The sequence below is a fragment of the Arthrobacter sp. AOP29-A2-19 genome, assembly GCF_058138025.1.
The window spans coordinates 2,451,009-2,475,484 of record NZ_CM176894.1 but is presented as its reverse complement, the minus strand read 5'-3'; the positions used below and the strand labels follow the sequence as shown (position 1 = coordinate 2,475,484).

24 protein-coding genes are annotated in these 24,476 nt (G+C 70.6%); 7 read left to right on the top strand and 17 right to left on the bottom strand.

Annotated elements, in window-relative coordinates:
* Positions 1-71: 71 nt before the first annotated feature.
* The 7 genes from AC3ZJJ_RS11415 to AC3ZJJ_RS11385 all read right to left on the bottom strand — a co-directional run bounded on the left by AC3ZJJ_RS11415 (position 72) and on the right by AC3ZJJ_RS11385 (position 10,636).
* Positions 72-1,067 carry an aldo/keto reductase gene (locus AC3ZJJ_RS11415; protein WP_489891942.1) on the bottom strand — a complete coding sequence of 332 codons (996 nt, stop codon included), beginning with the start codon at positions 1,065-1,067 and terminating at the stop codon, positions 72-74.
* A 33-nt stretch (positions 1,068-1,100) separates the two neighbouring features.
* Positions 1,101-2,003 carry a dihydrodipicolinate synthase family protein gene (locus tag AC3ZJJ_RS11410; protein WP_489891941.1) on the bottom strand — a complete coding sequence of 301 codons (903 nt, stop codon included), beginning with the start codon at positions 2,001-2,003 and terminating at the stop codon, positions 1,101-1,103.
* Positions 2,000-5,653, bottom strand: coding sequence for a TM0106 family RecB-like putative nuclease (locus AC3ZJJ_RS11405; protein WP_489891940.1), 3,654 nt, complete (start codon positions 5,651-5,653; stop codon positions 2,000-2,002). The genes AC3ZJJ_RS11410 and AC3ZJJ_RS11405 overlap by 4 nt, the downstream gene beginning before the upstream one ends.
* Before the next feature lie 53 nt (positions 5,654-5,706).
* Positions 5,707-7,416, bottom strand: coding sequence for a nuclease-related domain-containing DEAD/DEAH box helicase (locus tag AC3ZJJ_RS11400; RefSeq protein ID WP_489891939.1), 1,710 nt, complete (start codon positions 7,414-7,416; stop codon positions 5,707-5,709).
* A 176-nt stretch (positions 7,417-7,592) separates the two neighbouring features.
* Complete coding sequence (locus tag AC3ZJJ_RS11395) at positions 7,593-8,060, bottom strand: DoxX family protein (RefSeq protein WP_489891938.1); 468 nt, start codon at positions 8,058-8,060, stop codon at positions 7,593-7,595.
* Between the two features lie 74 nt (positions 8,061-8,134).
* Positions 8,135-9,970, bottom strand: a complete 1,836-nt coding sequence (gene glsA, locus AC3ZJJ_RS11390; protein WP_489891937.1) for a glutaminase A — start codon at positions 9,968-9,970, stop codon at positions 8,135-8,137.
* Between the two features lie 363 nt (positions 9,971-10,333).
* The gene (locus AC3ZJJ_RS11385; RefSeq protein WP_489891936.1) at positions 10,334-10,636 is read right to left on the bottom strand and encodes a hypothetical protein; all 303 of its coding nucleotides are present in this window, start codon (positions 10,634-10,636) and stop codon (positions 10,334-10,336) included.
* A gap of 67 nt (positions 10,637-10,703) precedes the next feature.
* On the opposite strand from AC3ZJJ_RS11385, the gene AC3ZJJ_RS11380 reads away from it, so the two are divergent.
* Positions 10,704-12,110 (top strand): sugar porter family MFS transporter, encoded by a 1,407-nt coding sequence (locus AC3ZJJ_RS11380; RefSeq protein ID WP_489891935.1) that lies wholly within the window; start codon positions 10,704-10,706, stop codon positions 12,108-12,110.
* A 2-nt stretch (positions 12,111-12,112) separates the two neighbouring features.
* On the opposite strand, the gene AC3ZJJ_RS11375 is transcribed toward AC3ZJJ_RS11380, so the two are convergent.
* From AC3ZJJ_RS11375 to AC3ZJJ_RS11360, 4 genes are all read right to left on the bottom strand, one after another.
* On the bottom strand, positions 12,113-12,898 hold the full coding sequence (locus AC3ZJJ_RS11375; protein ID WP_489891934.1) for an SGNH/GDSL hydrolase family protein: 786 nt from the start codon (positions 12,896-12,898) through the stop codon (positions 12,113-12,115).
* A gap of 130 nt (positions 12,899-13,028) precedes the next feature.
* Positions 13,029-13,664, bottom strand: a complete 636-nt coding sequence (locus AC3ZJJ_RS11370) for a thioredoxin-like domain-containing protein (protein WP_489891933.1) — start codon at positions 13,662-13,664, stop codon at positions 13,029-13,031.
* Positions 13,665-13,693: 29 nt separating this feature from the next.
* Complete coding sequence (locus tag AC3ZJJ_RS11365) at positions 13,694-14,455, bottom strand: DUF305 domain-containing protein (RefSeq protein ID WP_489891932.1); 762 nt, start codon at positions 14,453-14,455, stop codon at positions 13,694-13,696.
* 93 nt (positions 14,456-14,548) lie between these two features.
* Positions 14,549-14,959, bottom strand: a complete 411-nt coding sequence (locus AC3ZJJ_RS11360) for a hypothetical protein (protein WP_489891931.1) — start codon at positions 14,957-14,959, stop codon at positions 14,549-14,551.
* A 117-nt stretch (positions 14,960-15,076) separates the two neighbouring features.
* Between AC3ZJJ_RS11360 and AC3ZJJ_RS11355 the strand changes: the two genes are divergently transcribed.
* Positions 15,077-15,850 carry a M50 family metallopeptidase gene (locus AC3ZJJ_RS11355; RefSeq protein ID WP_489891930.1) on the top strand — a complete coding sequence of 258 codons (774 nt, stop codon included), beginning with the start codon at positions 15,077-15,079 and terminating at the stop codon, positions 15,848-15,850.
* 72 nt (positions 15,851-15,922) lie between these two features.
* Here AC3ZJJ_RS11355 and AC3ZJJ_RS11350 read toward each other — a convergent pair whose 3' ends face one another.
* Both AC3ZJJ_RS11350 and AC3ZJJ_RS11345 read right to left on the bottom strand, forming a co-directional pair.
* Positions 15,923-16,813 carry a sulfite exporter TauE/SafE family protein gene (locus AC3ZJJ_RS11350; RefSeq protein ID WP_489891929.1) on the bottom strand — a complete coding sequence of 297 codons (891 nt, stop codon included), beginning with the start codon at positions 16,811-16,813 and terminating at the stop codon, positions 15,923-15,925.
* A 34-nt stretch (positions 16,814-16,847) separates the two neighbouring features.
* Positions 16,848-17,483 (bottom strand): rhodanese-like domain-containing protein, encoded by a 636-nt coding sequence (locus AC3ZJJ_RS11345; protein ID WP_489891928.1) that lies wholly within the window; start codon positions 17,481-17,483, stop codon positions 16,848-16,850.
* A 72-nt stretch (positions 17,484-17,555) separates the two neighbouring features.
* Here AC3ZJJ_RS11345 and AC3ZJJ_RS11340 point away from each other — a divergent pair, with 72 nt between their 5' ends.
* Complete coding sequence (locus AC3ZJJ_RS11340; protein WP_489891927.1) at positions 17,556-17,813, top strand: metal-sensitive transcriptional regulator; 258 nt, start codon at positions 17,556-17,558, stop codon at positions 17,811-17,813.
* Positions 17,814-17,929: 116 nt separating this feature from the next.
* Here AC3ZJJ_RS11340 and AC3ZJJ_RS11335 read toward each other — a convergent pair whose 3' ends face one another.
* Positions 17,930-19,333: an MBL fold metallo-hydrolase gene (locus AC3ZJJ_RS11335; RefSeq protein WP_489891926.1), complete on the bottom strand. Its 1,404-nt coding sequence runs from the start codon at positions 19,331-19,333 to the stop codon at positions 17,930-17,932.
* 195 nt (positions 19,334-19,528) lie between these two features.
* On the opposite strand from AC3ZJJ_RS11335, the gene AC3ZJJ_RS11330 reads away from it, so the two are divergent.
* The 3 genes from AC3ZJJ_RS11330 to AC3ZJJ_RS11320 all read left to right on the top strand — a co-directional run bounded on the left by AC3ZJJ_RS11330 (position 19,529) and on the right by AC3ZJJ_RS11320 (position 22,085).
* Positions 19,529-21,055, top strand: a complete 1,527-nt coding sequence (locus AC3ZJJ_RS11330) for a TIGR01777 family oxidoreductase (RefSeq protein ID WP_489891925.1) — start codon at positions 19,529-19,531, stop codon at positions 21,053-21,055.
* Between the two features lie 109 nt (positions 21,056-21,164).
* Positions 21,165-21,719, top strand: a complete 555-nt coding sequence (locus tag AC3ZJJ_RS11325) for a type 1 glutamine amidotransferase domain-containing protein (protein ID WP_489891924.1) — start codon at positions 21,165-21,167, stop codon at positions 21,717-21,719.
* A 72-nt stretch (positions 21,720-21,791) separates the two neighbouring features.
* Positions 21,792-22,085, top strand: a complete 294-nt coding sequence (locus tag AC3ZJJ_RS11320; protein WP_489891923.1) for a DUF6480 family protein — start codon at positions 21,792-21,794, stop codon at positions 22,083-22,085.
* Between the two features lie 4 nt (positions 22,086-22,089).
* Here the strand turns inward: AC3ZJJ_RS11320 and AC3ZJJ_RS11315 are convergent, their stop codons facing one another.
* The 3 genes from AC3ZJJ_RS11315 to AC3ZJJ_RS11305 form a co-directional block, all read right to left on the bottom strand.
* The gene (locus tag AC3ZJJ_RS11315; protein ID WP_489891922.1) at positions 22,090-22,254 is read right to left on the bottom strand and encodes a hypothetical protein; all 165 of its coding nucleotides are present in this window, start codon (positions 22,252-22,254) and stop codon (positions 22,090-22,092) included.
* 67 nt (positions 22,255-22,321) lie between these two features.
* Positions 22,322-22,816, bottom strand: a complete 495-nt coding sequence (locus AC3ZJJ_RS11310) for an SRPBCC family protein (RefSeq protein WP_489891921.1) — start codon at positions 22,814-22,816, stop codon at positions 22,322-22,324.
* On the bottom strand, positions 22,813-23,151 hold the full coding sequence (locus AC3ZJJ_RS11305; protein WP_489895807.1) for an ArsR/SmtB family transcription factor: 339 nt from the start codon (positions 23,149-23,151) through the stop codon (positions 22,813-22,815). Before AC3ZJJ_RS11305 ends, AC3ZJJ_RS11310 begins: the two co-directional genes overlap by 4 nt.
* 577 nt (positions 23,152-23,728) lie before the next feature.
* Here AC3ZJJ_RS11305 and AC3ZJJ_RS11300 point away from each other — a divergent pair.
* Positions 23,729-24,418 (top strand): transglycosylase family protein, encoded by a 690-nt coding sequence (locus tag AC3ZJJ_RS11300; RefSeq protein ID WP_489891920.1) that lies wholly within the window; start codon positions 23,729-23,731, stop codon positions 24,416-24,418.
* Positions 24,419-24,476: the final 58 nt, after the last annotated feature.

Below are 24,476 nucleotides of genomic sequence, written 5' to 3'. Positions count from 1 at the left end.
GGTCGGGATGCGCGCGGCGCAGGACCCGACCCTACATTCTAGGCCACCGCGACCGGGGCGGCGGCGCCCGGTCAGGCCGTCGCGAAGTCCTCGGTGTCGATCGTCGACCGCTGCGCGGAGTTGTAGCGGTGGCCGCTGACGGTGCGCTCGTTGAAGATCTCGCCGACCTCCTCGAGCGTCGCCGCGTCCAGGCGAAGGGACTCCGCGCCGAGGTCCTCGTCCAGGTGGTCCGCGCTGGTGGTGCCCGGGATGGCGACGACGTGCTCGCCCTGCGCCAGGACCCATGCCAGGGCCAGCTGCGCGGGCGCGGCGCCCGCGCGCCGCGCGAGCTCGGTGAAGTCCCCCAGCAGGCGGAGGTTGTTGGGGTAGTTCTCGGCGGAGAAGCGGGGCATGTGGTGGCGCATGTCACCGGCGGGGAGGGCGGACGGATCCGTCAGGGTGCCGGCGAAGAAGGCCCGCCCGAGCGGGCTGAAGGCAACGAAGGTGGTGCCGAGCTCGCGGCAGGCCTGGAGGACGCCGAGTTCGGGGTTGCGCGTCCAGGGCGAGTATTCGTTCTGGACGGCCGCGATCGGGTGGACGGCATGGGCTCGGCGCAGGGTCTCGGCCGAGACCTCCGACAGGCCGATCGCCCCGACGAGGCCCTCGCTGACCAGTTCCGCCAGTGCGCCGACGGTTTCCTCGACGGGCACGTTGCGATCCAGACGGTGCAGGTAGTAGAGGTCGATGAAGTCGGTCCTCAGGTTCCGCAGCGAGCTTTCCGCGTGGCGCCGGATGGTGGAGGGCCGCCCGTCGACCCGTCCGCGGCCGTCCACGAGCTCGAGCCCGCACTTGCTGGCCAGGAAATACTCCTTGCGCCGGTTGGCCAGGGCGGCCCCAACGAGTTCCTCGTTGCGCCCGCCGCCGTAGAGGGTGGCCGTGTCCAGGTGGTCCACCCCGGAATCCAGGGCGTGGTGGAGCAGCTTCGCGCCGTCCTGGTCGCTGGGGAAGTTGGAGTAGCCGTGGCTGAGGTTCATGCAGCCGAGTCCGATGGGACGGACGGGCGTGCCGGCAAGGAGGCGTTGTTCCATACATCTTGTCTAGCACGGCGGGAAGTGGGCGCGCTAAAGCGGTTCGGTCAGCCCCTCGAGCAGCCGGGCCAGGTCTCGGCGGTTGCTGCCCGGGATGGGCACGAGCGGTGGGCGCGGCTCGCCCGCGTCGATCCCGGCAGCGCGGGCCAGCGCGTAGAGGTTGCTGAGCTTGCGGAGGCCGTTGAACTCGTGCAGCAGCGGCGCCAGCTCGTCCCGGAGCGCGGCGGCATGGGCCGGGTCGCCGGCCTCCACCGCGTCGCGAAGCGCCTTGAAGTGGTGCGGCAGCACGGACGCGGGGCCGCTGTGCCACGCGTCGCCGGCGAATCCAGCCTCCGCGATGAGCGCGTCCCCGCTGAGCCCGTGGCTGAAGTCGCCGGACACCATGCCGCTCAGCTTCGCATGCCGGCGGGCGAACGACGCGGCGTCGGGCGCGGATTCCTTGACGGCCTGGATGGTCGGCTCGCCGGACAGCTCGGCGATCAGTTCCAGCGGGAAGGAGAAGCTGGTGGTGATGGGGTTCGAGTACAGGCAGACGGGCAGGTCGGACGCTGCGGCGACCTTCCGGCACTGGTGGGCGACCTCGTCCTCGGTCAACGGGACGTAAGAGACGGTGGAGACTAGCAGCCCGTCGACGCCCGCTTCCACCGCGTCGGCGACGTTCTCCAGCAGTTCGCGGGTGGCGACGGCGCTGACGCCGGCGTACAGGGGCAGGGACGGGTTGGCGGTCTTCACGGCCTCCACGGCGGTGCGGACCACGCCGCTGCGCTCCCGCGCGTCCAGATAGGCGAAGCTGCCGGAGCTGCCCAGGACCGTGATGGCGTCCACTCCCGAGACCGCGAGGGAGGCCAGCAGCCTTCCCAGCTCGGCATGGTCGACCGCCCCGGAGTCGTCGAAGGGGGTGACGGGATATGCGATGAGACCTCGGAACGCTGTCATTCCGCCATGCTAGGCCATGCGGACCCGGTCCATGTGGCCGGCGCCACGCCGGCCGTCCCTTCGGTACACAGCCCCACGAACGCTCCGAGCTCCTCCAGCCCGGCCGGCTTGCTCGGCAGATGGTGCGTCAGCTCGGGGGAGCGCACCACCACGGCGCGCCATTGCCCGCGCGAAATGGCGACGTTGACCCGGTTGCGGTTGAGCAGGAAGTCCATGCCGCGGGGCGCCTCCGCCGCCGCCGAACACGCCATGGAGAGGATCACGACCGGGGCCTGTTGGCCCTGGAACTTGTCCACCGTCCCGACGCCCACGCCGTCCAGACCCGCCTCCCGCAGGGCGGCGCGGACGGTGTTGACCTGCGCGTTGTAGGCGGCGACGACCATCACGTCGTCCTGCCGAAGGGCGCGGACCGTGTCGCCGTCGCTCCAACGCAGGCCGAGGTGCCTGCGGACTTGGCGGACGACCTCCGCCGCCTCCTCCGGCGAGTGGGTGGTGCGGCCGCTGTGCTCGACCATCACCGTTTCGACGCCGGCGGGCACGCCCTCCAGGTCCCTCGCCAGGGCGGCGGGCGCGGCCTCCAGCTTGCCGTCGTAGCTGAGCCGGGACACGCGCGAACACAGCTCCGGGTGCATCCGCCACGAATCGGCCAGGAAGTAGCCCAGGTGTTCCGGTAGCGTGGCGTGGCCCTTGGACAGCCAGCCGAGCGCGGACTCGTCGACCGGTTCGGGGTGGGTGCCCTGCGTGACCTGCGGCAGCTGCTGGGGGTCGCCCAGCAGGAGGAGTTTCCGGGCGGACCGGGCGACGGCGAGCGTGTTGGCGAGCGAGAACTGCCCGGCCTCGTCGATGACCAGGAGGTCCAGCGACCCGGGCGGCACCGCGGCGCCGGTCATCGTCCACGAAGTTCCACCGACTAGGCACCCGCCGGCGTCGGCGAGCAGGGCCGAAAGGTCCGCCTTGGAGGTCTTCTTCCACGGTTTGGGGTCCTTGTCTCCGCTTTTCGGTTCCTTGCCGATCGCCTCCGGGTCCACCCCGGCCTCGATGGCCCTCCCGAGCAGGTTTTCCACCGTGGAGTGGCCCTGGGAGACGACGCCGATCTTCCAGCCGAGCTGGACCAGCCGGGCAATCACGTGCGATCCCACGTAGGTCTTGCCCGTCCCGGGGGGACCCTGGACGGCCAGGTAGGAGCGGTCCAGGTCCGCGACGGCCGCGGTGATGGCCCCGATGTAGTCGCCGAGCCCATCCGGCCCGGTCTCGACACGCGGCAGGGCGCTCAGCGTGGCCAGCCGCGGCGCGGACTTGAGCAGGATGTCGATGCCGGGATGGCGGGGGAGCGTGGGCAGGGCGCCGCCGACGGTCTTGGCGAGTTCGGCCAGCGCGGCCTTCAGCGACTCGGTGCGGATCGGCGCGTCCGGCAGCAGGGCAACCGGCAGCTGGCCGCTGGCGGGCAGCTTCTTCTTTTCCTTCTCCTGTACCAGGATCCTGTACGCGTCCCCGTCGACGGGCAGCGCGGTGTCGGGCAACTCCTCCACGCCGACAACCAGCACGCCGGGAACCGCGTAACGGCCGGACACCTCGGACACGGGGAAGGTGTACGTCTCCGGCGCGGGGCCGGGCAGGACCTCGTGCCAGGTGGAGCCCTCGAAGAATTCGGAGGCGGGCGCGGCGGTCCCGGTGAGGGCGACCACACGGGACTTGAGCGTGCCCCTGCCCGCCTGCGGGCCCTGCCAATCGGAGACCACCTCGGCCCGCCGAACGGTGAACGTGTTCCGCCGTTCCGCCAGCCCGTCCGGCAGGGAATCCATGGAATCGAACAGGTCCCACCAGTACTGCTTGTCCTCGCGGCGGTGGTAGCCGGTGGCCGCCGCGACCAGGGCGACGGCCCGTTCTTCGGGGGTCCGTTCGAGTGTGCCCGGAAGCTCTTCCAGGAAGGCGCGCAGCCGGAGCTCCTCGGCCGACGGTTCTTCGACGGGCACGTCCGCCCGCGGCAGCGTCTCCTGCGCCGGGCCGCGCTCGGGTTCCGGCGTTCCGCCGGCGGGGTGGCGGAGCGCCAGATCCAGGAGCCAGTCCCGCAGGCGAAGGGTGGAGACGCAGTCGTACTTGTTGTACTCCGAGATCGATTCCCTGATCTGTTCTTCCTCCGATCTGTCGCCCGAGTCGCGCGCGGCACAGTAGGCCGCGTAGGCGACCACCGAGGCGCCGGCGTTCGTTACCCCTTCGCGGGGTCCGTCGCCGCCCATGTAGAACGGCTCGAGCTTTTTGATCGAGTACGAGTTCTCCGAGATCCGCAGGGAGTGGCGCACCGTCTCGTAGAGGTCCACCAGCAGCCCCTCGCGCAGCCAGGCGTCGACGGTGTCTTCGCCCGCGGTGTGCCGGACGGAGAGGTTGCGCAGGGCCGACTTCTCGTAGGCGGCGTAGTGGTAGACGTGCAGGTCCGGCCACGTCTTCCGCCGCTCCTCGACGTAGGAGAGGAAATCCAGGAACGCCTGCTTCTCCTGGGCACGGGTGTGCGCCCAGAACGGCTTGAACACCGGATTCGGGCCGTCCGCCTCGACGACGCCGAACAGGTACTCCAACCCCCAGGCGCCGTTTGCCGGATCCTGCCACAGGGGATCGCCCTCGAAGTCGAAGAAGATGTCCCCGGGGCTCGGCGCCGGCAGCGCGTCGATGCTGTGCCCCGGCAACACGCGGAAGGAGACGGGGTGGGCCGCCGCGCCCTCCCCGGCGGTGGCGACCCCGTCCACCGGCCCGCGATGCGTCTGCATCCGGGCCTGGTCGCGCATCCGCTCGAGCGGCCCCGTGGCGCGCGCGTCGTCGAGCTGCGCCAAGGCGTCGATGGTGGTGATACCGTCTTCGATCAGCTTCTTGCGCCGCGCCACAGTCATCCCGGCCACCAGCAGCAGGTCGCGCCGCTCTGCGACTTGGAGGGCGCAGTAGTCGCACCTCCCGCAGGCGGAGACGCCGTCCTCGCCCCACCGCACCCGGCGGCCCCCGGCGCGGTGGCCGGCCACCAGCTTCAGGAACCGGTCCCGCCGTTCGCGGTAGACCGGGAGCAGGTCCGGCAGGGAGTGAACGCTGTGCTCCATGTTTCCCAGCACCAGGGTCACCAGTGGTGACGGCTCGAAGCCCGCCTTGACGAGCTGGTCCCCGTAGGCCGCCAGCTGGAGCAGGGCGCTGACCTTCGCGTGGCGGGCCAGCTTGGAGTCCCAGACGGCATAGCGCCCGTCGGGCTGTTTGACGATGAAGTCGGCAAAGCCCAGGAACTCGCCGTCGAAGAACGTGGCCTGGAAAACGACGTCGGCGCCGGCCCGCAGCGCCGCCAGCGTGTCCTCGTGGCGGGCGGCGAACACGGCGCGGTCGTAGCCGTCCCGCGGGGGAGCGGGAATCCGCACCACGCCCGTTCCGGCGGCGGGGTCCCACTCGCCGTACCGTGCCACCAGCCCCGCAAGGACCTTCTCCTCGTGCACCGTTCCGAGCTTCGAGGCGCGCGCGAGCATCGGGTCCTCCTCGAGGTCCGGCCTCTCGGCCAGCCCGAGCTTCTCGTCCAGGCGGTGCAGCAACCGGTACTCGCACTCGCTGGCCGTGACCAGGTCGCTCGCGGAGTACACGAGGTCCCGTTGCCCGCCGACGGGCTCCGATTCGAACAGCTGCACGCTTGCCTCCCCAGTGTGGCCGGCGGATGGCTTCCCCCGGCCCTGCACCGAATCTAACAGCCGTCCCCGACCGTTTGCCGCGCCGCGGGACTCCAGGACTGGGCGAGGCCCAGCGCTGAGGCGAGGCCGCGCCCGCCAACCTCGGCGAGCAGGGCCGGATCCGCCACGACCACCAGCAGGGACCGGGCCCGCGACAGTCCCACGTAGAGCTGCTCCCTGGCGCGGGAGAGGTCCTTGAAACCGTCCACGCACAGCACCACCACGGATCTTTCCAGCCCCTTGAAGCCGAGGACATGGCCGTAGAACTCCGCCTCGTGGTCGTGGAACTCCCGCCAGTAGGCGTCGGTGGTGCCGGCCTCGTGGTGGTCCTGGTGGACCGGGTGGCGGTGGCGCGTCGTCAGCAGGGCGATCTGGTTGTTGGCCCAGCCCTCGTCGATCAGGGCGTCGACGCAGTCGCCGGCGAGATCGAGGGCGTCCGTCGTCGCGCACGCCACCAGGCGCGCCGCGGGCCCCGTCCCGCCACGCGGCGTGAAGTTCTCCGGGGCCAAGGGCCTGAAGATCCCGGCGATCTGGCGGGTGTTGCGCAGGTTGTCGTCCACGTGGATGGTGGCGAGCGGTGCCGCCGCGCCGGCCGTCCCGGTGCCGAGCGCGGCGCCGTCCCAGCGGCTGTAGACGTCCTGGCGGTCGTCCATAAAAGCGTAGACCTCGCCCGTTTCCGGCTCGCGCGTGCAGGCCAGCAGGGCGTCGCACCAGAGCGGGGCGAAGTCCTGCGCCTCGTCCACAACAACGGCGTCGAGTCGTTCTTCGGCGGGCAGTCGGTCTGCGGCCCGCCGCAGCAGGGCGGGCATGTCCGCGTCGAAGTAGTTCTGGCCGGCGCCGTCCGGAACGCCGAGCGCCCTGGCGTACTCGTGGAACTCCCCGGTGAACACGGGGCGCGCCTGCCTCCAGGTTCCCACCTCGCGCCTCAGGTATTCGCCCAGACCCTTGTTGTAGCAGAAGAGGCCCACACGCTTCCCGTCGCGGCAGAGGGCCTTCGCCTTCTGCAGGGCGAGCCAGGTCTTGCCGCTGCCCGCCCCGCCGACGAACCGCACGCGGCGCAGCGACCGGGTGGCGCCGAGCAGCACCTTCTGGTTCTCCGTCAGGTGCTCCTGGTGGTCCTCGACCTCGCGCGCCGTGCCTCCGGGCGGTTCCGCGGTGTCCAACGTGGCGGCCAGATGCACGGCGATCCGGTCGACGTAGGACGCCGCGAGCGTCGTTGTGCCCGATCCCTGCGTTTCGATGACACGTCGCAGCGTCTCCGCGAGCGGGCCCCCGACGTCGCGCCGGTCCAGGAAGAGCGACCGAGGACTCCCGGCCGACTCCCACCCGGCGGGCACGTCCGTATACGGCAGGCAGGCCAGGTAGGCGAAGCGGCTGGAAAGCCGGGAGCCCGTGCGCTCCTCGATCCAGCGCTGGAACGCGTGCATGGAACCCTGGGACTGGGCCAGCGGATTCTGGATCCGGTGGGAACCCCTGGCGTCGGACTGCGACCACGTGCCCCCGGACGCCGAGACCCGGCCGCCCTTGACCTCGATCGCGGCAAGGCCGACGCCGGGCCAGAGCACGAGCAGGTCGATCTCGTGTTCGTTGGTGCCGAGGCGCGCCTGGACGGAATGTGCCAGGACCGCGTCGTCGGGCAGTTCGGCGCGGAGCCGCTCCCAGACCGCCCGCTCGGCCGACTGGCCCACGGAAAAGTCGGGGTCCTCCGGAATGCACCGTGCCATCGTGTCCCCCTGTGGTCGCCGTCCGGGAGCCCCGGATGCCCTCAGCCTAAGCCCAGTTGTGTGCGGCCGGGCGGGGTCGGCAGGCGGGATCGTGGAGGGAAACGACGGCAGGACAAACAGTTCCGGGCGGGCACCGAAGTGCCCGCCCGGAACTGCTGGTTGTGTCCCCTGCGGGATTAGACGCGCGCGTCGACCCGCGCGTCGGTGGCCTGCGCCGCGGCGGCACGGCGGCGTCCGAAGAAGACGTGGTCGAGCGAGAGGCGGCCGGCGCCGAGGAGTGCGACGGCGGCGGCGCCGACGGCCAGGGCCAGCACCAGTTCGTAGCCGCCGTCCGCGGCGTAGACGCCGGCGGGGGCGTGGACAAGGGCGATGGCGCCGAGCATGTTCAGCACCAGGAGGACGGAGACGGGACGGGAGAAGAGGCCGAGGATGAGCAGGATTCCGCCCGCAAGCTCGAGCGTCGCGACCGCCGGCGCGGCCAACGACGCGGCGGGGATGCCCATCTCGCCAAAGGCTCCCTGGGTTCCGGCGATGGTCCACTCGAAGAACTTCTGCCAGCCGTGGGCGGCGAACAGGAAGCCGATCACGAGCCGCAGGACGGTCTGGGCGGCGGTAAGGGTGGTCTGGTTCGGGGTGGTTGTCATGTGTCCATGGTCCCGAAATTATATTGAAGAATCAAGTATTGTGTCGTTTGTCTCGATGTTGCGCGCGGGGTCGCCTAGTCGCGGATCCTCACAGCAGCCTCTTTGAGGTTCTGTTCGACCCGGGTGTAGGCGTCGCGCGCCACGGCCTTCCAGAAGTCCAGTGCCAGGCGGGGATGATCGTCCTCGAGGGAGCTGATGGCCTCCGCGCTGAGAACCTTCAGGCGCACCCGGCCCTGCGCCGTGACCCGCACGGACTGGCCGTTGGTGCCGCCGAGGGCGATCTCGCCGAACGTCATCCCGGCCCCCAGCGTGGAGTGCCGGAACCGGTGGCCGTTGTGGACGCTGCTGGTCGCGACCTTGCCGGAGAGGATGAAGTAGACGCCGCCGAACTTCTGGCCCACCCGACGGATCACCCCGCCGTCCTCGATGGTGCGCGGCTCCATGTGCGCCTCGAGCGTAGCGATATCCTCCGGCGGCAGCGGAGCGAGCGCGGGAAAGTCGGGCACGGAGACCGCGTCCGGCACCAGCCGGGGGCCGCCGTGCGCCTCGATGAGGTGTTCCTCGGCCCACTCGACCGCGTCGTTCCGAGTCGCGAACAGCGGGACCGCCCCGGGCGCGGGCGTGGAGCCCGAGGGTTCGGCGGCGCCCACGGCGTCGGCGACCGGCCCCTCCACCTCGATCACCGCCATGCGCCGCCCGTCGGCGGCGAGCCCGTCGCGCAGTTCCGCCAGTAGGCGCAACGACACGGGGCTGACCTCGTCGACGCGCCGGGCGTCCAGGATGACGAGCTCCACGGTGTCGGCGAGGGAGCTGACGGCGCGCACCACGGACTCCGCCCCGGCGAACAGCAGGTCGCCGTTGAGCTCCACCACGCGCGCCCGGTGGCCGTGGGCAGCCAGCACCTCGGCGGCCTCGTCGTTCCGTCGCACGCCGGAGGGGGAGTCGGTCACGTCGTAGCTGTCGCGGATGGCGGATTTGCCGATCCGCGCGGCCCGCACGAAGTGCAGCTCCATGTCTTCGGCCATACGCTCGGACGCGGCGATGCCGCGAACCGACGTGCCGTGCGGATCCAGCGGCGGGGAGTAGACGGCGAGGCCCACCTGACCGGGCAGCACGGCGATCAGGCCGCCGCCGACCCCGGACTTGGCCGGCATGCCGACGGCGGAGGTCCACGAGCCGGCGTCGTCGTACATGCCGCAGGTGGTCATCACGGAGAGGACCCGCTGGACGGCCTCGATGCCCAGCGCCTGCTTGCCGGTGAGGGGGTGTGTTCCGCCGTTGGCGAGGGTCGCAGCCATGAGGGCCAGGTCGCGGGTGTTCACGAGCACCGAACACTGGCGGAAATAGTCGTCGACGTGGGCGTCGGGATCCGTCTCGATGATCCCGAAGCTCCGGAGCAGATAGGCCAGCGCGCGGTTGCGGTGGCCCGTCTTCGCCTCCGATCGGTAGACCTGTTCGCTGACCTGCAGCGGGCGGCCGGCGAAGTCCGAATACTTCGCCAGGATGCGGGCGAACCGGTCGCGGCCACCGGAACCCTTGATCAGTGACGTGGCGGTGATGGCGCCGGCGTTGATCATGGCGTTGGCCGGGCGCCCCGTGTCGTGTGCCAGCGAGATCTCGTTGAACGCGTCGCCGGAAGGTTCCACGTCGACCTTCTCGTCGACGGCCTCCAGCCCGAGGTCCTCCAGGGCCAGCCCGTACGTGAAGGGCTTGGAGATCGATTGGATCGAGAACTCGGTGTCCGAGTCACCCACCTCGTAGACGAACCCGTCCACGGTGGCCAGCGCGATCGCGAAGTTGTTCGGGTCCGCCGCGGCCATGGCCGGGATGCCCTGGAACGGGACGCCGTCCTTGATGGTGGACAGCTCGGCGTGGAGTCCGCGCAGGTAGCTTTCGATGGGGGAACGCATGCCGCCAGCCTAGCGACACCAAGGGTGGCGGGCGTACGACGGCGGACGCGCTGGGGCGGGCGCGACGTCGGACGCACGACGGCGGGGCCGGGCTTGCGCGCCCGGCCCCGCCGCGTGTGCCTCCCGCGTGGGAGGTGGGAACCCGGCCGGGCACCAGGCCCGTTCCCCAACCGCGGCCGTTGCCCGGACGGGTTCCCGATGGGATGCCCAGCCCACGGATGGCGGTGTGCCCGCGGGTTCCCCGTGCGCGAACGGCCGTCCCCCATCAGGCCGTCCACCCGCCGCCACCGCTCCGTCTGCTGAACGGTTCCAGTACAGCGGGGGCCTCCGACAGTTTGGGACCGAGCTCGCCGCCGGCGACGCCTAGCGCCGCCTGGAGCCGAACAGCAGCGACGCGGCGGCGGTGGCTCCGGCGACGGAGTAGACGGCCGGCCAGGCACCGATCTTCTTGGCGAGCGGGTGGGATCCGCCGAAGGAAAGCAGATATAGGGCGGTCAGGGCCGAGGCCCGGGCGGTGCCCGCGTCGCGCTTCCACACGAGGAAGGCGGCGGTTCCGGCGGCGGCCAGCACGGCGCCGCCCAGCGGACGGTTGCCCGTGGAGCGGGCGGTCTGGAATCCGCCGACGAGGCCGGCGGTGGTGAACAGCGGGGGCAAGAGGTTGGCCATGTTCCTCCTGGGTAGTGGGCCTCCAGCCTAGTCCGGGCCGACTCCAGTGCGGGCGTAGCATGGACGGATGCTTTCATCCACCCAAACCCAAACCACGCCCAAGAAGGTCGTGATGGTCGCCGTTGTGGCCGCGCTCGGCGGCTTCCTTTTCGGCTTCGACAGTGCCGTGATCAACGGAGCGGTGGATGCCATCCGCGACGAATTCGGCCTTGGCAGCGTCCTGCTGGGCTTCACGGTCAGCTGCGCCCTGCTCGGCGCGATGGCCGGCGCCTGGATTGCCGGGCCGTTCGCCGACCGGCAGGGCCGGGTCCGGGCGATGCTGGTGGCCGCCCTGCTGTTCACGGTTTCGGCGGCGGGCTCGGGTCTGGCCTTCGGCGTGACCGACTTGATCGTCTGGCGGTTCATCGGCGGCATCGGCGTCGGAATGGCGTCCGTGCTGGCCCCCGCCTACATCGCCGAAGTGTCCCCGGCACACAGTCGCGGCCGCCTCGGTTCCCTGCAGCAGCTGGCGATCGTGACCGGCATCTTCGTGGCCCTGCTGTCCGACGCGCTGATCGCGACCGTGGCCGGCGGCGCCGGCGAGGTCACCTGGCTGGGCCTCGAGGCCTGGCGCTGGATGTTCCTCACCGGCATCGTTCCCGCCGTGGTCTACGGGATCCTCGCGTCGCGGCTGCCCGAGTCTCCGCGCTACCTCGTGGCGAAGAACAAGTTTGCCGAGGCGGGCGTGGTGCTGGGCGACGTCGTCGGCCTACGCACCAAGGAGGCCGTGGAGGACAAGCTGGCGGCCATCAAGGCCACCATCAACACCGAGACGCGCCAGAGCCTGCGCTCGCTGGTCGGCGGCAACGGCTGGCTGCTCCCGATCGTCTGGGTGGGCATCCTGCTCTCGGTCTTCCAGCAGTTCGTGGGCATCAACGTGATCTTCTACTACTCGACCAGCCTCTGGAAGTCGGTGGGCTTCACGGAGTCCGATTCGTTCACCGTCACGGTCATCACCTCGGTGACGAACATCGCCGTGACCATCGTGGCGATCGCGCTGGTGGACCGGGTGGGACGCCGGCCCATGCTCCTGGCCGGCTCGGCGGGCATGACCGTGGCGCTGGGTCTGATGGCCGTGTGCTTCAGCCAGTCGACGGGATCGGGCGAGGACGTCGCGCTCCCGCAACCGTGGGGAACCGTCGCGCTGATCGCGGCGAACCTCTTTGTGGTCGCCTTCGGCGCCACGTGGGGACCGGTGGTCTGGGTCCTGCTGGGGGAAATGTTCTCCAACGGCATGCGGGCCGTCGCGCTTTCGGTGGCGGCCGCCGCCCAGTGGCTCGCGAACTTCGTCATCACCACGACGTTCCCGTACCTGGCCGACGTCGGACTTGTCCTCGCGTACGGGCTCTACGCCCTGTTCGCGCTGCTGTCCCTGTTCTTCGTCTGGCGCTTCGTCGAGGAGACGAAGGGCAAGGAACTCGAGGCGATGAAGTAGGCCTAGGAGGCGTCCGTCGCGCCCGGGGCCCGCGTGGTGTCCGCATCCGCGGGCAGCGGGGCGTCCACGGCGGTGGGCTGTTCCCGCAGTTCGGCCAGGATGGCGGACCCGAGCACGCGTGCGCCCGCGAGGGAGGGGTGCACGCCGTCGTAGGCCATGCCGTCCGAGTACAGCCCCGGGTTCGCCTCGGAGCGCAGTCCCGCCGCCGCGTCCACCCAGTCCCAGCCCCGCTCGGCCACGAATCCTGCCAGCCAGTCGTTGTACGCGACCGTCTCGGCGGCGAACCCGTTGCGGGGCGGCACGGACGAGACCAGGACGCGCGGCGCTCCCACCGTGTCGGCGATACGAACCATGTTCGCTCCGATGTCCTCGAAGGGCAGGCCCGCGTGGATGTCGTTCGTTCCGGCGATCATGACCAGGACGTCGGCGGCGAGGGGGTACGAACCGTCCGCCATCTCGGCGGTCACGGCCCCGCCGACGGCCCAGCCGCCGACGAACGCCGTCGTCTCGCCCTGCGCGAAGTTCACCCACGAGCGCTCGCCGACGATGCGCCGCGCGACGTCCCGCGGGTACGCGTGGTCGGCGGTGATCGAATCGCCCGCGACCGCGAAACGGACCACGTCCGCACCGGCGGCCACGGCCATGGCCTGGTCCGCCATGCGCGGCGCCCCCGGCCCGGCCACGGCGCCTGGTCTGTTCGCAAGGAAAACGAATGACGCTGCCAGGATGGCCAGCAGCGCGGCGGTGGCGACAATGGCGGACAGTTTGCGGGATGGGGACGACAACACGGGCGCTACTTCTCTTTCACTTGCGGACGTGCGTTAAGCGTAGGTAGCATCCCGTGCCCGACGTGCCGTCCAGCGGTGACGATCCGGTGACGATTGGTCGCCGGACCGCCCGCCGGGAGACGGCCGGGGCCTAGCCGTCGAGGCCGCCCGTGCAGGCCGCGCCGGGCTCGGGCGTCTGCGGGCCCTGGCGGTACTTCTGGATGAAGGTCTCGATACGCGGGTCCGCCGGCGAGTCGGCGACCATCTGAACGCCCCAGGCGCTGACCTTGATGGGTTCTTCCTGCGCCGCGAACGGGGTCAACAGCATGTAGGTGCGGTCGCCAACGAGCTCCTTCAGGGCCGCGACGTCGGCGTCGGACGCGTCCTCGTTGTAGCTGATCCACACGGCGCCGTGCTCGAGGGAGTGCACGGCGTGTGTCTCGACGATCTCACGGTCGTAGATCCCGCAGTTCGCCCAGGCGGGGAAGTGGTCCCCGCCGACTCCCGGGCTCTGCTCGTAGGTGACGGGGGCTTCCGTGTGGTTCGCGCTGGCGATCTCGAACGTCTGGGCGCCTTCGATGGGCCGGGCGGCCTCCGCCGCTGCGGCGTCGCGCTCGGCCGCCTCCTGGCTGATCACGATCGTCGTCGGGATCGCGATCGCGAGGACGGCGGCGACGGCGACGGAGACGGTGATGATCCGCGTGCGCTTGGCCTGCTTCTGCTGCTTGGCGACGAGCGCCTGGGCCTGTTCGCGCTTGGAGGAGGGGGTGCGGGTGTTCTCGCTCATTTTGAGGGTCCGATTCTATGGTTGGTTGCTCAGCCGAGGTCGGCGAGGAGGTTGTTGAGGGCCGTGATTTCCGCGGACTGCGCGGTGATGGTCTTCTGGGCGAAGTCCAGGACCAGGGGATTCTCGGCCCGGTCCATGGCGGCCTCGGCCATGGCCACGCCGCCGGTGTGGTGCCGGATCATCAACCCCAGGAACAGGCGGTCGGCCGCGGTTCCCGTGGAGTCCTCCAGCCTGTCGATGTCCTCCTGGGAGGCCATGCCCATGGAGGCCGTGCTGTGGCCGGAGGACGCCTCGAGCCCGGAGGTCGGGCCGGTGGTGGCGTCCGCGGAGTGGCTAGCGTGGCCGCCCTCGCCCTCCACCACCATGTCCTCCATCCAGGTCATGGCGGGTCGGGTTCCGGTCTGCGGAAGCCCCCAGACCTGCAGCCAGGCGAACATCTGTCCCGACTGCTGGGACTGGGTCGTTGCGATGTCGTAGGCGATGGAGCGCACGGCCTCGTTGTCCGAACGGTCGCGCAGCATCAGGGACAGCTGCACGGCCTGGTTGTGGTGGGTCTGCATGTCGCGCGCGAACCCCGCGTCGGCGGACAACTCGGTCGGGTATCCGGTGCGGGGGCTCAGGGTGCCGAGCAGCCAGCCGCCGATTGCCGCGGCGATGACCAGGGCGGCGATCGCCACCACCAGCGCGCGGCGCGGCCCGCGCGTGGCCGGCCTGACGGCGTCGTCCGGCCCGGAAGGGAACGGTGCCGCCGGCTCGGGGGTTGCGCCGGCGGATGTGTGGGTCTGGGGCATGGGGCCCTCCATGGTGCGTGGTCGCTGGTGGCGCCCGGGCGGGCGCGGGGACGCCTTGCGCCGTTTCTCCGGCGAAAGGTGGGCGTGTGTCCCCTACGTGCGGCTGATGGACAGCGCGACGAGGTCCGGCGCCCGCGCGGCCATGCCGTTGGCCCGCAGTCCGTCGGCGTCGCCGTCGAAGCGTTGGGTGCCCCAGAGCGTGTCGGAGTCGGGGCGCGGCGCCGCGGTGGGCGCCGAGGGGTGGGACTCGTCCGCGGAATGGCACGACGGCGCTGGCGCCTTGTCGGGGCAGTGCGGCTCCGCGAGCTCGCCGGCGTCGTCGGGATGGTGCGCCGCCTCGGCGGAGGTGGAGCCATGCGACGGGTCCGCTGAATGCGAGGGCAGTCCCGGTTCGGAGGCGCCGGCGCCCGCGGCCCCCATGGTGAGCGCCGCCGCGAGGACCAGCGGCAGTGCGAGCACGGCGGCCAGCAGTGCGGCGAGGCGCCGGGATGCTGCTCTCTGCACTGTGCTCCGTTCGGGATGGCCGGTGCGGCGGGTCCGCCGCGCGCGAAGATTGACGATACAAGGGTAACTCCGAACCCTTTGGACCGGCCTCACAGGTGCGTCGCATAACCTCGATGGGTGAAGATTCCGCATCAACTCTCCTCCGCCGCAACTCCGAACGATCCCACGCTCTGGTCCGAGTGGTGGGACGCCCTCGTGGCCGGTTTCACTCGCGGCGTGCCGCTCAACGCCCCGGCCATGACGCTTGTGCTCATCATCGCGGCGGCCATCGCCCTGTCCGTCCCGCGGGCCAGCTGGCGCTGGTTCGGGCTGTTCGTCACGTTTACGCACGAGCTCGGGCACGCGTTGGCGGCCATGAGCACGGGCCGGATCGTCAGGGGCATCAGGCTGCGGCTGGACCACTCCGGGGAGATGGTCAGCCACGGCCGCGGCCGGGCGGGGGCTGCGTGGGCGGGGTTCTGGGGCTACCCGGCGCCCGCGGTCGCCGGCATGGTCCTGATCTGGGCGGCGTGCGGCGGCTGGGCCGGGGCGGCGCTGTCCGTCGGCGCCCTGCTGCTCCTCGTCGCGCTGCTCTTCATCCGCAATCCCATGGGAATGCTGGTGGCCGTCGCCTGCGCGGCGGTGGCGCAACTGCTGGTCGTGTACACGCCGGTGGAGGCCGTGGCCTACGTGGCGGTCTCGCTGGGGATCGCGCTGGTAGTGGGGGCCGTAAAGGACTGGTTCAAGGTGGCGCGCGTCCACACCCGACGAGGCGATCCCTCCAGCTCCGACGCCCACATCCTGGCCCGGACCACCGGCGTACCATCGGTCGTCTGGCTGGGCGGGTTCGCCGCCGTGATCGGCGGTTCGGTCATGGCGTCGTTCGCGTTCCTCGGCGGCGCCGTCGCCTAGAACCGGGGCGGCATCGGCCACCTCCCAGTAGCGGTGCGGGGCCGCGCGGCCTCGGTCGGGATTCCGGACTCGCTATCGGTTGGCGGCCGCAGCCGGCGCGGTGGACGCAAGCGCCCGACGAAGCGGGCAGGCGGGAAGGGCGAGCCAGCAGAGCGCGCCCGCGGCGGCCAGGGCGGCGGCGGCGATGCCGACGACGAGGTTGGCGGGGGAGGGCAGTTCCTGCATCAGGACGAAGACGCCCATCACGAGGACGAAGAGGCCGAAGCCCTTGCGCAGGGCGGCCTCGGCAACGCGTCCGGCCAGGCGCGCCCCGATGAACGAGCCGGCGATCGCTGCGGCGGTGACCCCGCCGACCAGGGCCCAGTCGAGGGTGACGGTGGTGAGGTATCCGCCGAGGCCGGCGAAGGACTTCATGGCGATGACGACCAGCGATGTGCCGACCGCGACGGGCATCGACAGACCGCCGAGGAGCGCGAGCGCCGGGACGACGAGGAACCCGCCGCCGGCGCCGACCAGGCCGGTGACCAGTCCGACGACGAGTCCCTCGACGACGACCTTGCCGACCGGCAGTTCGCCGTCGTGCTCCTTGGTTGCGCGGTCCCTGCGGCCGCGGATCATGGCCAGGGAGGTGGCGACCATCATCAGGGCGAAGGCGATCATGAGTATCGTGCCGGGGATGTGCCCGCCGAGGAGTCCGCCCCCGAGGGCCCCGGCCATGCCGGCCGCCCCGAAGACCAGGCCGGTGCGCCACTTCACGCGCCTCTTCCGGGCGTGGTCGACGGCGCTGACGGCGGAGGTCGCGCCGACGACGAAGAGCGACGCGGCGATGGCTTCCTTCGGGTTCAGGCCGGCCACATACGTGAGGATCGGGACGGTGAGGATGGATCCGCCTCCGCCGAGCAGGCCGAGCGAGAGCCCGATCAGCACCGAGAGCAGGAGGGTCGCGGCGAGCGTGACGGTCACGGGTGGGGTCCTTGCCTGGAAATGGGGGAAGCGGTTACGCGGCCGGGATCTGGTCGATCGCGGTCCGGGCGGAGGGCTCGGACGCGGTCTTGTTCCAGGGCATCCTGGCCAGGGCCAGGCCCATGGCGCAGGTGTTGGTGGCGGCCGAGAAGGTCAGTCCGGCGCCGATCGCGCCGGCGAGCAGGCGCATCTTCGGGGAGACGAATTTGCCGGCGACGAGGCCGGCGACCACGAGGGAGCCGGCGACCATGCGCACCTGGCGCTCGAGGTCCCAGCGCTGCGCGCCGCGGACGACGTCGCCGCCGGCGGCGGCGAAGCCCGGAACGCCGCCGGCGAGGACCAGGGCGGTGCCGATGCCCGCTCCGCCAAGGCGCGTGCGGGCCTGCTCGGCGCGGACGCCGGACTGGCAGACGAGCACCACGCGGCCACCGAGGCGCTCGGCGAGCTCGTCGGCGTGCTCGGACAGCAGGGAAAGCGGCACGTTGTGGGAGCCGCGGATGTGCATGGTCTCGAACTCGGCGGCGGTGCGGACGTCGATGACGATCAGGTCCTCGTGCCGGTCGATCCATTCGCGCAGGGTCTGTGCGTCGAGGTCCGTGACGGTGGGGGTTGCGGGGGCCAAGGGGGTCTCTTCCCGTCGAGCGAATGTGTCCCAGAAAGTCTCCCACATACCCCCTAGGGTATGCAACAAACCCTGGGGGGTATAAACTTGGGGGAGTCTAGGACCACCAAGGAGAAACCCGTGCAGCTCGACACCACCGAACTCAAGCCCGTCGTCAACCGGCTCAAGCGCGCCCAGGGACAGCTGGCCGCCGTCACCCGCATGCTGGAGGAGGGCCGGGACTGCAAGGACATCGTGATGCAGCTCTCCGCGGTCTCCAAGGCGTTGGACAAGGCGGGCTTCGCGATCATCGCCACCGGCCTGGAGCAGTGCCTGGCCAGCGAGGACAACTCCATGGACAAGAAGGACCTCGAGAAACTCTTCCTGTCCCTGGCCTGACTTGCCGGGCTCGGCGGAACCGAACCGCGGTCCCGACGGTCGTTGATCAGGGCGCCCCGCAATGTGCGGGGCGCCCTTCCTTTTTTGCCCCCACCACCGTGGCCGGCGGGTGCGGTTTACGCGTTGGCCGGTTGGGCGGCCTTCCAGGCCGACCAGGCGGCGTAGCTGCCGTCGAGCTCCACGACGTCGTGTCCGGCCCGGCGGAGCGCGCTGGCGGCGACGGAGTTGCGGACGCCGCTCTGGCAGTAGGTCACGATCGTGCCCTCGGCGGGCAGCTCGTCCCGGTGCCACAGGACGCGGCCGGCGCTGAGCTGGCGGGAGCCGGGGATGTGGCCCTCGGCGTGCTCGGTCTTGTTGCGCACGTCCAGTACCAGCGCCGCGTCGAAGCCCTCGAGCTCCTCCGGCTGGATCAGCCGCGGCGTCGCCGTCGGCAGGCCCTCGAGGCCGGTGACGTAGCCGGCGACCTTGTCGATCCCGACTCGGACCAGGTGGTCCCACATCTCCCGCGCCCGCCCCGCGTCGGCGGCGAGCAGGACCAGCGGACGGTCGTCGGTCTCGGGATCCATGGCCCAGGCGCCGTAGCTGGCGACCTTGTTCCCGGCCGGGATGTTGACGGACTTCGCGACGGTGCCGTGGTGGACTTCGCCGTTCGGGCGGGTGTCCACGAACGTCACCGCATTCTCCGCGAGGTCGCGCGCCACGTCCTCGGCGGAGAGCTCCGTGAGGGGTGCGCGCTCACCGAGCATGGCCGGGCCCTGGCGGTTTTCGCGCTTCATGCGGCCGAAGTAGGCGTGCGCGTCGGGCTGGCCGTCGAGGAGCTCGTTGACGAAGCCCCGCTCGTCGTTCGCCGCGAGGTACGGGCCCCACCAGGAGTAGAGGCGCTCGTAGCCGACGGTCGTGGAGGGGATGGCGCCGAGGGCCTTGCCGCAGGCGCTGCCCGAGCCGTGCGCCGGGTACACCTGGACGTGGTCCGGCAGGGTCAGGAACTTCTCGCGCAGGCTCCGGAAGAGCTGCCTGGCGCCCTCGAAGCGGGTGTCGACGCCGCCGGCGGCCTCGTCGAGCAGGTCGGGCCGGCCGAGGTCGCCGGAGAACACGAAGTCGCCGGACAGCAGGTAGCCGGGCTGGTCGCTGAACGCGCCGTCGGTGACGAGGAACGCCAGGTGCTCGGGGGTGTGGCCGGGGGTGTGGACGGCCTTGACGGTGATGTTGCCGATGGTGATGGCGTCGCCGTCGTGCAGCCGGTGGGTGTCGAAGCCGTACTGCCAGCCCTCGCCGCCCTCGCCGGAGACGTGCATCTCGGCGCCGGTGGCCGCCGCCAGCTCTCGCGTGCCGGAGAGGTAGTCGGCGTGGATGTGGGTCTCGGTCACGGCCACGATCTTCATGCCGTTGGCGGCGGCGAGGTCCAGATAGGTGGCGATGTCGCGGCGGGCGTCGACGACGACCGCCTCTCCCTTGCGCTGGCAGCCGATGAAGTAGCTCGCCTGGGCCAGATCCTCGTCGTAGATGCGCTCGAGCAGCATGTGTGTCTCCTTAGGGAAATCTCGGACACCCCCGGGGGTATCCTCTTCTGCGCACAACGATAATACCTAGGGGGGTATATGGCAACGCGGGTGTGGCGAAGGACCGGATCGTTAGAGGCGGGACGGGTGCTGCATCGGGGGTGGGCTCGGCCGTGGCGGCTGTCCACGGCCCCGATGATCGGCAATAGTGGGACCATGGCTGTCTTCGAGTACACCACCACCCTTCCCCAACCCCGCGACGAGGTTTTCGCCTGGTTCACGCGCCCAGGCGCGCTGGTGCGGCTGAGCCCGCCGTTTTCCGGCAGTGTCCGCCGAGAACCCACCGACGGGATCAACATCGGCTCGACGGCGGTGCTGGGCATCGGCGCGCCCGGTGCGCTCGGACTGGGCGTGGGCGCCGCGGCCGGCGTCGCCTCGGCGATGCTGCCGCTCCCCGCGTGGGCCCGCCCGGAGATCCCGTGGCACGCCCGCCACACGCGCCTGGAACCGGGGCGATCCTTCACCGACGTGATGGATTCCGGGCCCCTGGCCCGCTGGGAACACACGCACACGTTCGAGGACGCGGCCCCCGCCGGGCACGGTGCGGCGGGCACCGTCATGCGGGACCGCATCGAGTTCGAGCTTCCCCTGGCGTCGAAGCTCCCGGGGGACAAGGCCACGGCCTGGACGGAGGAGCGGTTCTCCCGTGAACTCGAGCGCATCTTCCGGTATCGGGAGCACCAGTTGCGCGCCGATCTGCGGTTCCATGCCCTGCACTCCGGAGAGCCGCGGACGGTCGTGGTCAGCGGCGCGTCCGGCCTGATCGGCCGGCAAGTCTGCGCGTTGCTGACGGGCGGCGGGCACCGCGTGCTCAGGCTGGTGCGCCGCCCGGCCAATGGTCCGGACGAGATCCAGTGGGATCCGGACTCCGGCGCCCTGGACGCCGAGGCGCTGCGCGGATGCGACGCGGTTATCCACCTCGCCGGGCACCCGATCGGCGGACGCTTCACCCCGGAGACCAAGCAGAAGATCCTCGCCAGCAGGACGGTGGCCACGTCCCTGCTCGCGCGGACGCTGGCGGTCTTGGCCGAGGACGGCCGGCAGCGGACCCTGGTCAGCGCCTCCGGCATCGGCTACTACGGCGCCTCGCCGCACCACCGGTCGGATGGGCTCCCGGAGGGCACGACGCCGTCCGCCTCCCCGCCGGCGCCCCTCGCCGAGGACGCCCCCGCCGGCGACGACTTCCTGGCCCAGGTGTGCGTCGCCTGGGAGGATGCCTGTGGGCACGCGCGCGAGGCCGGGGTCCGCGTGGTGAACATAAGAACCGGACTGGTCCAGAGCCCCGCCGGCGGCATCCTGCAGCGCTTCCTTCCGCTCTTCGTGGCGGGCGTCGGCGGACGGCTCGGCGACGACGCGTGGCAAAGCTGGATCGGGATTGACGACATCGCGGGCCTGTATGCCTTCGCCGTGCTGGAGGGCGGGGCGGCGGGGCCCGTGAACGCGGTCGCTCCGGAGCCCGTCACCGCCCGCGCCTACGCCAAGACGCTCGCGGCCGTCCTGCGCCGCCCGGCGGCTATCCCTGTCCCCGCGTTCGGCCCGCGGCTGTTGCTGGGCGAGCAGGGCGCGCGGGAGCTCGCCGGCGCCGACCAGCGGGTGTCGTCGGCGAAGGCGGAGTCGTGGGGCTACGAGTTCCGCCACCGGACCCTGGAGGCGGCGCTGCGGCACGTGCTCGGCAAGGCGTAGGCACATCCGGCCCACGTCGACGGCGCGGAGCGCCGGCGCGGCAGGGCTTGCGCGCCCCACCGTTCGGTGCCAGCGTGGGCACGTCGAAGCTTCCAGCGGAAGGGATGGAATGGTGTCCGAACTTTCAGGCAAGAAGGTGTTGGTCGTCTCCACGAACAACGGCGTGGAGCAGGACGAATTGCGTGTCCCGGTGGAGGAGTTGCGCGCGGCGGGCGTGGAGGTGACGGTCGCCGCGGTTGAGGCGGGGTCGATCAAGACGACGACGGGCGGCGAGCGTGGCGCGGAACAGCGGGCCGACGCCGCAATGTCCGAGGTCGAGGACTCGGACTACGACGTGCTGGTGGTCCCCGGAGGGACCGGAAACGCCGATTCGCTCCGCCTGGATCCCGACGCCCAGCGGCTCGTGAATGCCTTCGCGGCCTCGGGGCGTCCCGTGGCGGCCATTTGCCATGCGCCGTGGCTGCTCGTCGAGACGGATCTTGTGGAGGGGCGGAAGCTGACCTCCTACAAGTCCGTGCGGTCCGATGTGGTCAACGCCGGGGGCGAGTGGGTCGACGAGGCGGTCGTTGTGGACACGGACGGCGCGTTTACGCTCATCACGTCCCGCACGCCGGAGGATCTGAACGCCTTCGTGACGGAAATCAAGAACATTCTTTCCGCTTAGGGCCGCCCGCCCGCTGTCACGGCGGCGCGGGCGTCCCTGGGATCCACAGAAAGTCCAACGAAAGGCAACACCATGTCGGACCAGGACAGCACCACCAACGACGCCGGAACGGGCGACACCTTCGACGACCTGATTGCCGGTACCGGCAAGTACAGCGACGACGCGTCGGGCGCCCAAGGCGGGGACGTCCCGAGCGAGGGTGGAACGGCGGGACGCGGGGGAGCGCCGGCCGAGCAGGGGAGCGCACCGAACCCGGACCCGGCGACGCAAAACATCACGGGGCTGGAACCCGGCGGCGGTGTGCCGCCGGGGGAGACGCCGCCGGCCGAAGGCTCGATGAGCGGGGACCAGGGCCACGACGAATAGTCGCCTAGCGGGGAATCAACGGCTTCTCGGCGCGGACCTTCAGCTGTTGCACGGCCCACGTGTTGCCGTCTGGATCCGCGAACCCGAAGAGCGTTCCGCCGTCGCGCTCGTCGAAGACGGTAATTTCGTCGACGTCGACCCCGCGGGGCGTCAGCTGAGCAACGTCCATAGACTCGTTCACCGTGTGGTGGTCTAGCGTGAATCCGATCTTGTCCCGGTAGAACCCGATCGCCCGGTCATAAGCCGGCCTCGGCGTGTTGCCGGCTCAGCAGCTCGTCGAGGCGGTCGTAGCCCTCCGTCATGCCGCCTTCCATGCCGGAGGACGCCATGCCGTCGCGCGACTCCATGCTGGGGTAGACCGAGTGGCCGGTGAGCCGGCAGCGACCGTCGCCAAGATCCTCGAAGGTCATGAATTCCAGGCTGACGACGTCGGGATAGCCGCCGAACTCGAAGGTTTGGATGGCGAACGCGTTCTTGCGCACGGTGTGGAACACGCCGTTGAACCTGTACTGGACGCCGTCTTCCCCCGTGTGGATGTAGCTGTAGGTGCCTCCGGAGCGGAAGTCGTAGTGGTCGATCTCCATTTTCAGGCGGCGCGGGCCCAGCCATTCCTTGACGAGGTCGGGCTCGGCGTGCGCGCGGAAAACGTCGGCGACCGGGAAGTCGAACTCCCGCTGGTAATCGATGAAGGGGAGTCCCTCCGGAACCGTGATCGTGAGTGCGTTGCTCATGGTGTGTCCTGTTCGGGTGCCTGGTGTTCCGCCGGGGCGGGTTTCTGGTGCAGTGTCTGGAGCACGGCGTCGAGTCCGCGGTACCGGGCCTCGCGGTCCAGCCTGTAACGGTCGATCCATGCGGTGAGCGACTCGAGCCGCGCCGGATTCAGGTGGACCGGGCGGCGCTGCGCGTCACGGGAGCGCGTGACCAGTTCCGCCCGCTCCAGAACCCGGATGTGCCGGGAAACGGCCTGCTTGGTGATGGAGAACGGCTCCGCCAGCTCGTTGACCGTGGCCGGTCCGCGGCTGAGCCTCGCGATGATCGTGCGGCGGGCCGGATCGGCGAGGGCCATAAAGGCCCTATCCAGGAGGTCGTCATCCTGTCGGGTGTTCACTCTCGCTAATCAACTTCCTTCTTTATCAACCTTTCGGTTGATAACAGATTGCCCCCGGCGGGCGGGCCTGTCAATGCCTACTGGACTGGCAGTGGGGAAACGCTCCGGCGCCGCAGGCCCGGGCGTCCAGATGGAGGCGCGACGCTGCCTCGACGCGGGATTTGCCGTACCGGGCATATTTGTTTTCCGCGGCGAGAGGGTCGCCGAGGTCGGCTTCCAGCTTGCGGCGCCGAGAGCCGGAATCTAGGGGATCCCGGCGCCATCCGATCGACCGGACAACCCGCCGCCGTGCGTCTGGAAACGCCCGAAAGCGGCGGGGAACGCAACTCTCGGTTTGACTCGGGGCGGGGTCTTTCGCGTAGGGTTCAATGGTCACGTTTTGATAACGCCCTCGTTCGGGCGATCGAAACCCGCAGCCCGCCCGGTATCCACCATCGTCCACCGGCCGGAGCAAGCCCTGATGTCAATACGACGCCGGACGATGGCGCACCGAAGGCCGGGGACGGTCCGAGCGCTGGATGGCACCCGGAGAATCGTGATTCAGAAGTCCAAGAAAACTTCCCGCTTCACCCGTGCCGGCGTTGCCGGCGGCGTCGCAGCATTGGCCCTGACCGGCGCGGCCGCGGGCCTCGGCGCCGCACCCGCCTCCGCCGCCTCCACGGCCACCTGGGACGCCCTCGCGCAGTGCGAGTCGACCGGTGACTGGAGCATCAACACGGGCAACGGCTACTACGGTGGCGTTCAGTTCAGCCAGAGCACCTGGGAAGCCTTCGGCGGAACCGGCAACCCGGCCAACGCCAGCAAGGCCACCCAGATCGCCGTGGCCGAGAAGGTACTCGCCGTCCAGGGCTGGGGCGCATGGCCCGCCTGCTCGGCCAAGCTGGGCCTCTCCGGCACGGAGGGCTCGATCTCCGGCTCCGAGGCTGCGGCAACCGTCGAGGCTCCGGCCAAGAAGGCCGAGGTCAAGGTGCAGGCCGCGCCGAAGCACCGCGCAGAGGCCCCCGCCGCGGAGCCGGCCAAGCAGTCCTCGAACCAGGGCCGCCACGTCGCGACCAATGTTCAGGATTCCGGCAAGAACTACACGGTCAAGGCCGGCGACACGCTGGCCAAGATCGCCGACGCCCAGGGCGTCGACAGCTGGAAGGCAATCCACGCCCTCAACCAGGATGTCGTCTCCGACGCCAACCTGATCTTCGTGGGCGACAAGCTGGATCTCCCGGCCTAGCAACACCCATAAAGCAGGAAAGTGGCGGACCACGCGAACGGTGGTCCGCCACTTTCCG

What these genes read in the sequence shown, in the direction of transcription:
- AC3ZJJ_RS11415 (WP_489891942.1), bottom strand. Translation starts at nt 1,067, where the DNA reads ATGGAACAACGCCTCCTTGCCGGCACGCCCGTCCGTCCCATCGGACTC.
- AC3ZJJ_RS11410 (WP_489891941.1), bottom strand. Translation starts at nt 2,003, where the DNA reads ATGACAGCGTTCCGAGGTCTCATCGCATATCCCGTCACCCCCTTCGAC.
- AC3ZJJ_RS11400 (WP_489891939.1), bottom strand. Translation starts at nt 7,416, where the DNA reads ATGGCACGGTGCATTCCGGAGGACCCCGACTTTTCCGTGGGCCAGTCG.
- AC3ZJJ_RS11395 (WP_489891938.1), bottom strand. Translation starts at nt 8,060, where the DNA reads ATGACAACCACCCCGAACCAGACCACCCTTACCGCCGCCCAGACCGTC.
- glsA (WP_489891937.1), bottom strand. Translation starts at nt 9,970, where the DNA reads ATGCGTTCCCCCATCGAAAGCTACCTGCGCGGACTCCACGCCGAGCTG.
- AC3ZJJ_RS11385 (WP_489891936.1), bottom strand. Translation starts at nt 10,636, where the DNA reads ATGGCCAACCTCTTGCCCCCGCTGTTCACCACCGCCGGCCTCGTCGGC.
- AC3ZJJ_RS11380 (WP_489891935.1), top strand. Translation starts at nt 10,704, where the DNA reads ATGCTTTCATCCACCCAAACCCAAACCACGCCCAAGAAGGTCGTGATG.
- AC3ZJJ_RS11370 (WP_489891933.1), bottom strand. Translation starts at nt 13,664, where the DNA reads ATGAGCGAGAACACCCGCACCCCCTCCTCCAAGCGCGAACAGGCCCAG.
- AC3ZJJ_RS11365 (WP_489891932.1), bottom strand. Translation starts at nt 14,455, where the DNA reads ATGCCCCAGACCCACACATCCGCCGGCGCAACCCCCGAGCCGGCGGCA.
- AC3ZJJ_RS11345 (WP_489891928.1), bottom strand. Translation starts at nt 17,483, where the DNA reads ATGTGGGAGACTTTCTGGGACACATTCGCTCGACGGGAAGAGACCCCC.
- AC3ZJJ_RS11335 (WP_489891926.1), bottom strand. Translation starts at nt 19,333, where the DNA reads ATGCTGCTCGAGCGCATCTACGACGAGGATCTGGCCCAGGCGAGCTAC.
- AC3ZJJ_RS11330 (WP_489891925.1), top strand. Translation starts at nt 19,529, where the DNA reads ATGGCTGTCTTCGAGTACACCACCACCCTTCCCCAACCCCGCGACGAG.
- AC3ZJJ_RS11325 (WP_489891924.1), top strand. Translation starts at nt 21,165, where the DNA reads ATGGTGTCCGAACTTTCAGGCAAGAAGGTGTTGGTCGTCTCCACGAAC.
- AC3ZJJ_RS11320 (WP_489891923.1), top strand. Translation starts at nt 21,792, where the DNA reads ATGTCGGACCAGGACAGCACCACCAACGACGCCGGAACGGGCGACACC.
- AC3ZJJ_RS11315 (WP_489891922.1), bottom strand. Translation starts at nt 22,254, where the DNA reads ATGGACGTTGCTCAGCTGACGCCCCGCGGGGTCGACGTCGACGAAATT.
- AC3ZJJ_RS11310 (WP_489891921.1), bottom strand. Translation starts at nt 22,816, where the DNA reads ATGAGCAACGCACTCACGATCACGGTTCCGGAGGGACTCCCCTTCATC.
- AC3ZJJ_RS11305 (WP_489895807.1), bottom strand. Translation starts at nt 23,151, where the DNA reads ATGGCCCTCGCCGATCCGGCCCGCCGCACGATCATCGCGAGGCTCAGC.